This window comes from Ferruginibacter sp., assembly GCF_014377975.1.
Classification (GTDB): domain Bacteria; phylum Bacteroidota; class Bacteroidia; order Chitinophagales; family Chitinophagaceae; genus Ferruginibacter.
This window is the reverse complement of sequence record NZ_JACMOO010000322.1, coordinates 1-7,607: the sequence shown is the minus strand read 5'-3', so window position 1 is coordinate 7,607 and position 7,607 is coordinate 1. Positions and strand designations below refer to the sequence as shown.

General features: G+C 37.9%; 7 protein-coding genes. 6 read left to right on the top strand and 1 reads right to left on the bottom strand.

Features of this window, described 5'->3' with window-relative positions; all coding sequences use genetic code 11:
* Positions 1-592 precede the first annotated feature (592 nt).
* The 5 genes from porV to H7254_RS16040 all read left to right on the top strand — a co-directional run bounded on the left by porV (position 593) and on the right by H7254_RS16040 (position 5,128).
* Positions 593-1,753: a type IX secretion system outer membrane channel protein PorV gene (gene porV, locus H7254_RS16060; RefSeq protein WP_301933932.1), complete on the top strand. Its 1,161-nt coding sequence runs from the start codon at positions 593-595 to the stop codon at positions 1,751-1,753.
* 103 nt (positions 1,754-1,856) lie between these two features.
* Entirely contained in the window at positions 1,857-2,333 is a 477-nt protein-coding gene (gene ispF / locus H7254_RS16055) for a 2-C-methyl-D-erythritol 2,4-cyclodiphosphate synthase (protein WP_301920863.1), read from the top strand.
* A 71-nt stretch (positions 2,334-2,404) separates the two neighbouring features.
* Positions 2,405-2,848: a dUTP diphosphatase gene (gene dut / locus H7254_RS16050; protein ID WP_301933931.1), complete on the top strand. Its 444-nt coding sequence runs from the start codon at positions 2,405-2,407 to the stop codon at positions 2,846-2,848.
* A gap of 10 nt (positions 2,849-2,858) precedes the next feature.
* On the top strand, positions 2,859-3,701 hold the full coding sequence (locus tag H7254_RS16045) for a DUF4292 domain-containing protein (RefSeq protein WP_301933930.1): 843 nt from the start codon (positions 2,859-2,861) through the stop codon (positions 3,699-3,701).
* A gap of 98 nt (positions 3,702-3,799) precedes the next feature.
* On the top strand, positions 3,800-5,128 hold the full coding sequence (locus H7254_RS16040) for a murein hydrolase activator EnvC (RefSeq protein WP_301933929.1): 1,329 nt from the start codon (positions 3,800-3,802) through the stop codon (positions 5,126-5,128).
* Here the strand turns inward: H7254_RS16040 and bshA are convergent.
* Positions 5,114-6,250, bottom strand: a complete 1,137-nt coding sequence (bshA, locus tag H7254_RS16035; RefSeq protein ID WP_301933928.1) for an N-acetyl-alpha-D-glucosaminyl L-malate synthase BshA — start codon at positions 6,248-6,250, stop codon at positions 5,114-5,116. The genes H7254_RS16040 and bshA overlap by 15 nt on opposite strands.
* Positions 6,251-6,502: 252 nt before the next feature.
* Here bshA and H7254_RS16030 point away from each other — a divergent pair.
* On the top strand, positions 6,503-7,607 hold a 1,105-nt coding region (locus H7254_RS16030), incomplete at its 3' end, for a M20/M25/M40 family metallo-hydrolase (RefSeq protein WP_301933927.1).

Here is a 7,607-nt window from a genome sequence, read left to right as displayed (position 1 = left end):
CGTGCTATGCCTTGTTTATAACTCATATTACTTAGACAATGTTATTATTGCTTTTGATGTACCTTATGATAAGTTGTGGGTAAGTCATCTCTTTTTTTTGATTTTAGTTTTTGCACAGTCTGACGATGATGCTATAAAAAACTGAAGCTGGTATCAAAATAAATAACTTACAAACTTGTAACATATCAGAAAATTAAAAATCCTCTTTTTGGCATTTGTAGCGGATTTAAAATTTTTTAATTTAGTGTTTCGAGCCTTTAAGCAAAATTCCCGCCACAATATCTTTTTTGTTTAATAGGGGTCCTGATTTTAGCCTCCAAACGAAAAAGTATTCACGTAATTGTGCCAGGATACCTCGCTCTTTTTATGCAATAAACCTGCCTGAAAATCGTTACTATTTGATAAAAGTGAAATCCGGCAATGTTTTTAATTAACTATTAATATGTGGGTTATGCGGTTGATTGAATAAAATCTTCTAATTTCACAAATATTTTAATAATAATATTATTGATAATTTACTTGTTTATTATTTTACACTCCCAAAATTCCCCGCTTATTGAAAGTATGTCTACTTAACAAGACAAAAATTAGAATGAAAAAAGCAACTGTTAAATTAACTGCCTTGGTTTTACTATTGGGAAGTGTAACCAGTATAGTAAGGGCCCAAACAGATCCTATAAATGTAGTAACTTCTGCGGTGCCTTTTTTGCGCATTTCTCCCGATGCACGTGCAGGTGGTATGGGAGATATTGGAGTTGCAACTTCTCCGGATGCCAATTCTGCTTTTTGGAATTTGGCTAAAACGCCGTTCAACACAAACAAGGCGGGTATGTCTTTAACTTATACTCCATGGCTGAAAGGGCTTGATATAAATGATGTTTACCTTGCATCCTTATCGGGGTTTTATAAACTGGATGAGTTGCAGGCCATTTCTGGTTCTCTAAGGTATTTCAGTTTGGGTAATATTCAATTTACTGACAATAACGGTTCCGAATTAGGGCAATATCGTCCCCGTGAATTTGCGGTTGATCTAGGGTATTCCCGCAAACTATCGGATAAATTAGGTGTGGGCATTGCCCTGCGGTACATTAATTCCAGTCTGGCAAGCGGAGATCCTAATAATAGCGGAACAATTTACAAACCCGGAACATCAGTAGCAGCCGATATCAGTGTGTTTCATACTGGTGTTAAGGAAGATGGATCAGGTTTAAACTACGGTATAACCTTAAGCAACCTGGGCTCAAAAATAAGTTACACCAACGATGCTACTCAAAAAGATTATATACCGGCCAATTTGGGTTTGGGTGTGGCTTATACCAAAGTATTTGATCAGGATAGTAAAATTACTTTTGGTCTCGATCTTCACAAATTGCTGGTGCCAACACCACCTGCTCTGGGAGATAGCAGCGGACTTCAAAAATACCGTAACCAGGGCGTTGTTGGCAGTTGGTTTAGTTCATTCGGCGATGCACCAGGCGGATTTTCTGAAGAGTTAAAGGAAGTACAGGCTTCTTTGGGAGCAGAGTTCTGGTATCAAAATCAATTTGCTTTAAGGGCAGGATACTTTTATGAAAATCCGTTAAAAGGAAACCGTCAATATTTTACTTTGGGTGCTGGTTTAAAATACGAAATGTTTGGCTTAAACTTCTCTTACCTGTTACCTTCGGGCAATGGCGTTAACCGCAACCCTTTGTCAAATACATTGCGCTTTAGTTTAGTGTTCGATTTTGCAGACACAGAAGAAAAAAAATAAGATATTAACTTTTTATAAAAGCGTTCTGCCGTAAAGACAGAACGCTTTTTGTTTTAAGAGAGTTGTACATTTACCCAGTTTTTACATCGAAAAATAAATTGTAATGAGTTTTAGAATTGGCTTCGGCATTGACTTTCATCAATTGGTTACCGATAGGGAATTTTGGTTGGGAGGTGTTAAAATTGCTCATAACAAGGGTGCTTTGGGCCACAGCGATGCGGATGTATTGTTACACGCTATTTGCGATGCCATGCTGGGTGCTGCATGTCTTGGAGATATTGGAGTTCATTTTCCGGATACCGATAACTCTTTTAAAAATATTGATAGTAAAATTTTGTTGCAAAAAAGTTTTGAACTAATTAAACAGGCGGGGTACGGCATTGTAAATATCGACAGCAGCCTTTGCCTGCAGGCACCAAAAATTAAAGATTATATTCCCCAAATGCAACTGGCTATAGCACAAATTCTGGAGTTACAGTTGAGCGATGTTTCTATTAAAGCAACCACAACAGAAAAAATGGGTTTTGTTGGCAGGGAAGAAGGATTGGTAGCCTATGCTACTATCCTGTTGCAAAAATAAAACGGCCATTCAGATTGATTTTAAATTACGGGGATATAAAAAATCATATTCTCATCATTACCTTTGCGCCCATGCAAAATATACCAGTAAACATCATCAACCAATCCAGCAATGAATTACCTGCTTATGCCACCACAGGATCGGCTGGCATGGATATCCGGGCTAATCTGGAACAACCGGTTATTCTTCAATCTTTAGAACGTGCCTTAATTCCAACGGGTTTGTTTATTGAATTACCGGATGGATTTGAAGCCCAGGTAAGGCCAAGAAGTGGCCTTGCAATCAAACAAGGCATTACCTGTTTAAATACGCCGGGTACTATCGACAGCGATTATCGCGGCGAATTAAAAGTAATATTGATCAACTTAAGCAAAGAGCCTCAAACGATTCATCATGGCGATCGCATTGCACAAATAATTATAGCTTCACTACATAAAGCAGACCTTACACTGGTGACGCAATTGAATGTTACTAAACGGGGCGAGGGTGGATTTGGCCATACGGGGAAACAATAAAATTAATAAGATGAAATACAGTATTTATAAATATTTAAACAGAACCTTGGTGTATTTTATACTGCTGGTTGCAATGGCAGTAAGCAGTTGTAAAACGGCAAAAAAAATACAAACGGCCGTTGCAAAAAAAGATACGGTATCCCTGATGATAACCAATACATCGGCGTACGATTCGCTTTTAGTAATTAAAAAAGCTTTGGAAGATGTGCATAAGAATGAGATGGATTTCAAAACTTTTTCTGCCAAAATAAAAGTAGATTATCAAAATAATAAAGGGAACCAGCCTAATATAACTGCATACGTGCGCATCTTAAAAGACAGCCTGATATGGGTATTAGGTTATGCCACTGTTTTTAACATTGAAGCATTTAGGGTGCTGATTACCAAGGACAGCGTTTTTTTAATAGATAAAATAAACAAACAGGTACAATACCGTTCCATTGACTATTTGCAGGATGTTACTGCCATTCCTTTTGATTTTAAAACATTGCAGAATTTACTGATTGGTAACCCTGTTTTTTTTGATGACAGCGTAATATCTTACAAAGAAACCGAATCAAAAATATTGCTGGCCACACTGGGAAAATATTTTAAAAATTTGCTAACCATTGAAAAAAGCAATCATTATCTCACGCATAGTAAACTGGATGATGTTGATATTAACCGCAACAGAACGGCAGATATTACCTATAGTAATTTTGAAAATATTAATGGAATCACGTTTTCAACTTACAGGGAAATAACCGTATCAGAAAAAAATAAATTAGACATCCAGTTAAATTATAAGCAGTGGGAGTTTAACAAAGATTTGTCTATCATTTTTAATATACCCAAAAATTATAAACGCAACTAAGCGTTATTTGCAATGCTGCAATACAGCAGGGGTAAGTTTTATTAACGCCTTAATTGCGTGCTGAATTGTAATTTTGTTTATCCAAGTAAACTTAGCTCATGATCAGATTTGTTGTAATATTTTTTTCTATTTTTATTTTTAGTGCCGCTGTAATAGCACAGGCACCTGCTACCAAAGAGCAACAGGAACTTGAAAAAGAACGCCAGCAATTAAAAAGAGATATCGAAGAAACTCAGGGACAACTAAATAAAATTAGAAAAACTACCAAAGAAATAATTAGCCAAAAAGCCTTGATAGAAAGAAAACTTAGTCTGCAGGAAAAGGTAATTGATAATATAAATCAGGATATTAATTTTCTGAACAATACCATTTATAAATCTCAGAAAGATATTAATAAAATGCAGTTGTTGCTCGATACTTTAAAGCGGGATTATGCAAAAAGCATGATTTACTCCTATAAAAACAGGAGCAATTCCGACTTTTTAAATTTTATATTTTCAGCTTCCAGTTTTAATGATGCCATCAAACGGATTACCTATTTAAAGAGTTACAGAAATTACCGCGAAATGCAGGGGGCAAATATTTTGCGTACACAAGAACTTTTAAGAAACCGCATCAGTGAACTGGGTGGCACCAAGAAAAAGAAGAGTTCCGTGTTGCAGGTGCAGGCAAAGGAAGCAGACATTTTACAATCGCAACAGGAAGAAAAGAATCAGGTTGTAAAGCAGTTAAAAGCGCAGGGTAAGGAATTGAATAACCAGGTGGCTGCCAAGAAAAAGCAAATGATGAAAGTGGGTAATGCCATTGCAGCAGCCATACGGCGGGCCATTGAAGAAGCAAAAAGAGCAACAGCCAATGAGGAACGCAAGGCGAGGGAAGCAGAGGCAAAGGCTACAAAAAACACTGCTTCGGGAAGCACTGAGAATACCGGAACTAAGAAAATATCAAAACTGTCCAAAAAAGTAACGCCTGTTGCTATTACACCGGGTAAGGAACTTTTAAATACTACTGAAGCGATAACCTTAAACAATGAGTTTACAAAAAACCAGCACAAACTACCTTGGCCGGTTGATAAAGGATATATATTATTACATCACGGAACTAATAAAGTTGGGCCATTAACGGTTGTTAGTGAAGGTATTTCCATTGGTTGCGATATTGGATCACCCGTTAAAATGATTTTTGGTGGCGAAGTGGTATTGGTAAACAATTACGACGATGTGCAAATGGTTGTAGTAAAACATGGCAGTTATTTTACTGGCTACAGCAATTTAACAGGTGTAAATTTAAACAAAGGGCAGACGGTAGAAGTGGGGCAGGTAATTGGTAAAGTTGCTGCCAACCTTGACGGAATTGGAGCTATTGATCTAATTATCAGCAACGAAAAAAGTGATCTTGATCCCGAACAATGGTTAAGACGCCGGTGACAGCACAATTAACCGCTCATACAATTTTTCATATTGGGGAACGATATTTCCAATGTCGAATTTTTTAGCCTGGGTTAACGCATTTGTTTTAAAACGGTCATGGGTTACTTTATCCTTTAAAATAAGCATGGCGTTTTTGCTCATCTCTTCCACATCTCCCACCGTACTCATATAGCCGCAATTGCCATTGATTATTATTTCCGGCAATCCGCCTGCATTGGTTGATATTACGGGTACTTCAGCAGCCATTGCTTCCAGCGCTGCCAATCCAAAACTTTCATATTCGCTGGTTAATAAAAATAAATCGGCAATGGGTAAAATATCTTCCATCTGTTCCTGCTTACCCAAAAATTTAATGGCATCACAGGCATTGCTTTTTCTTGCTTCTGCCTCAATGAGGGAGCGTTCCGGCCCGTCGCCCAGCAATAATAATTTAGAGGGAATATTTTCATTGATCAGCAAAAATGTCTTTACCACATCATCCACTCTTTTAACCTTTCGGAAATTACTTGCATGCACAATTATTTTTTCGCCATTGGGTGCAATCAATTTTTTAAAAGCATCCACCGGTTTGCGGTTAAAGCGTTTTACATCTACAAAATTGTGTATCACTTCAATGTCCTTTTCAATGGCAAAATTGCGGTAAGTTTCTTCTTTCAAATTTTCGGATACCGCGGTAAGGATATCACTTTCATTCATTGAAAAAGTTACAACCGGGCGATAGGTTTTATCTCTTCCAACCAGGGTAATATCAGTTCCGTGCAAAGTGGTTATTACCGGGATATGGATACCTTCTTTAGCCAGTATCTGTTTGGCCATATACGCCGCAGAAGCATGCGGTATGGCATAGTGCACGTGTAGCAACTGAATGTTATTGTTGGTAATTACATCCACCATTGTACTGGACAAAGCTGTTTCGTACGGAGGATAATCAAACAAAGGATACGTAGGCACCCTTACTTCATGATAAAATATATTGGTATGAAAATGACTTAATCTTACAGGCTGCTGGTAGGTAATAAAATGTATATTATGTCCTTTGTCAGCAAGCGCTTTTCCCAGTTCTGTTGCCAGTACACCGCTACCGCCAAAGGTTGGGTAACAAACAATTGCAATATTCATACACTATAATTTTTAGCAGCTTTTTTTAATCCTGCACAATTTACAAATTTATTACCCATCTCCACTTACCACTTGTATTATTGTATCATCAATTTACCAGCATGATTATTTATTAAGTAAAGTTTTTTCAGTTGCCTCTTATAAAATACCCATGTTTATTATGGGTAGTTTTAAAAATTATTTGCAGAATAAAATATAGCTGTTGTATTGTCATAACAGCTAAATCACTAAGTTTGTTAACTCAATCTAAAAATGTTGAAAAAAATTATTCCGGCAATTGTCATTTTTTTATTTCCTGTTTGTTGTGCAGCACAGTCGGAAGATTCTACAATGATTAGAAAAATAGCAGATGAGGTTTTAACCAATGGAAGGGCTTATGAAAACCTTCGCTTTCTATGTAAAAAAATTGGTCCAAGATTATCAGGTTCTCCCCAGGCGCAAAAGGCAGTGGAAGCAACCGCACGCATGTTAAAGGAAGCTGGTGCTGACACGGTTTACCTGCAAGCCTGCATGGTGCCGCATTGGGTACGCGGCACAAAAGAAAAAGGTTTTGTTAAGGTCGCAGGTAAACCCACCTATCCACTGCATTTATGTTCATTGGGTAATTCGGAAGGTACCGGCAAAAAAGGAATTAATGCAGGGGTGATAGAAGTAAGAAGTTTTGAAGAACTGGATCAGTTAGGTACTGCTGTTATAAAAGGTAAAATTGTATTTTTCAATTTTAAAATGAACCCCACTTACGTGCATACATTCAGGGCGTATAGCGAAAGCGGTATTTCAAGATGGGCTGGCCCTTCCAAAGCTGCCAGCTATGGTGCTATTGGAGCTATGATTCGTTCCCTTGCCAGTAATGAGGACGATTTTCCACACACCGGGGTTATGACTTACAACGATTCTTTTCCAAAAATTCCGGCCGTAGCTATTAGTACCAATGATGCAGAATGGCTGAGCAAACAACTGAAATTAAAAATGACGGTAACCGCTTCTTTTACCAATACCAGTACTATGCTTGCGGATACGGTTTCTTATAATGTTGTCGGAGAAATTAGCGGAAAAGAATTTCCTAAAGAAATTATTACGGTGGGTGGGCACCTGGATAGCTGGGATCTTGCAGAAGGGGCCCAGGACGACGGCGCCGGTGTAATGCAAAGCATTGAAGTATTAAGAGCTATCAAAGCTGTGGGTATTCAGCCAAAAAGAACCGTTCGTGCTGTGATGTTTATGAATGAAGAAAATGGCGGACGTGGTGGTGAAAAATACCTGGAACTGGCAGAAAAAAATAAGGAGACACATTTGTTTGCCCTGGAAAGTGATGAGGGCGGATTTACTCCCAGAGGCTTTGGACTGGAAATGAATG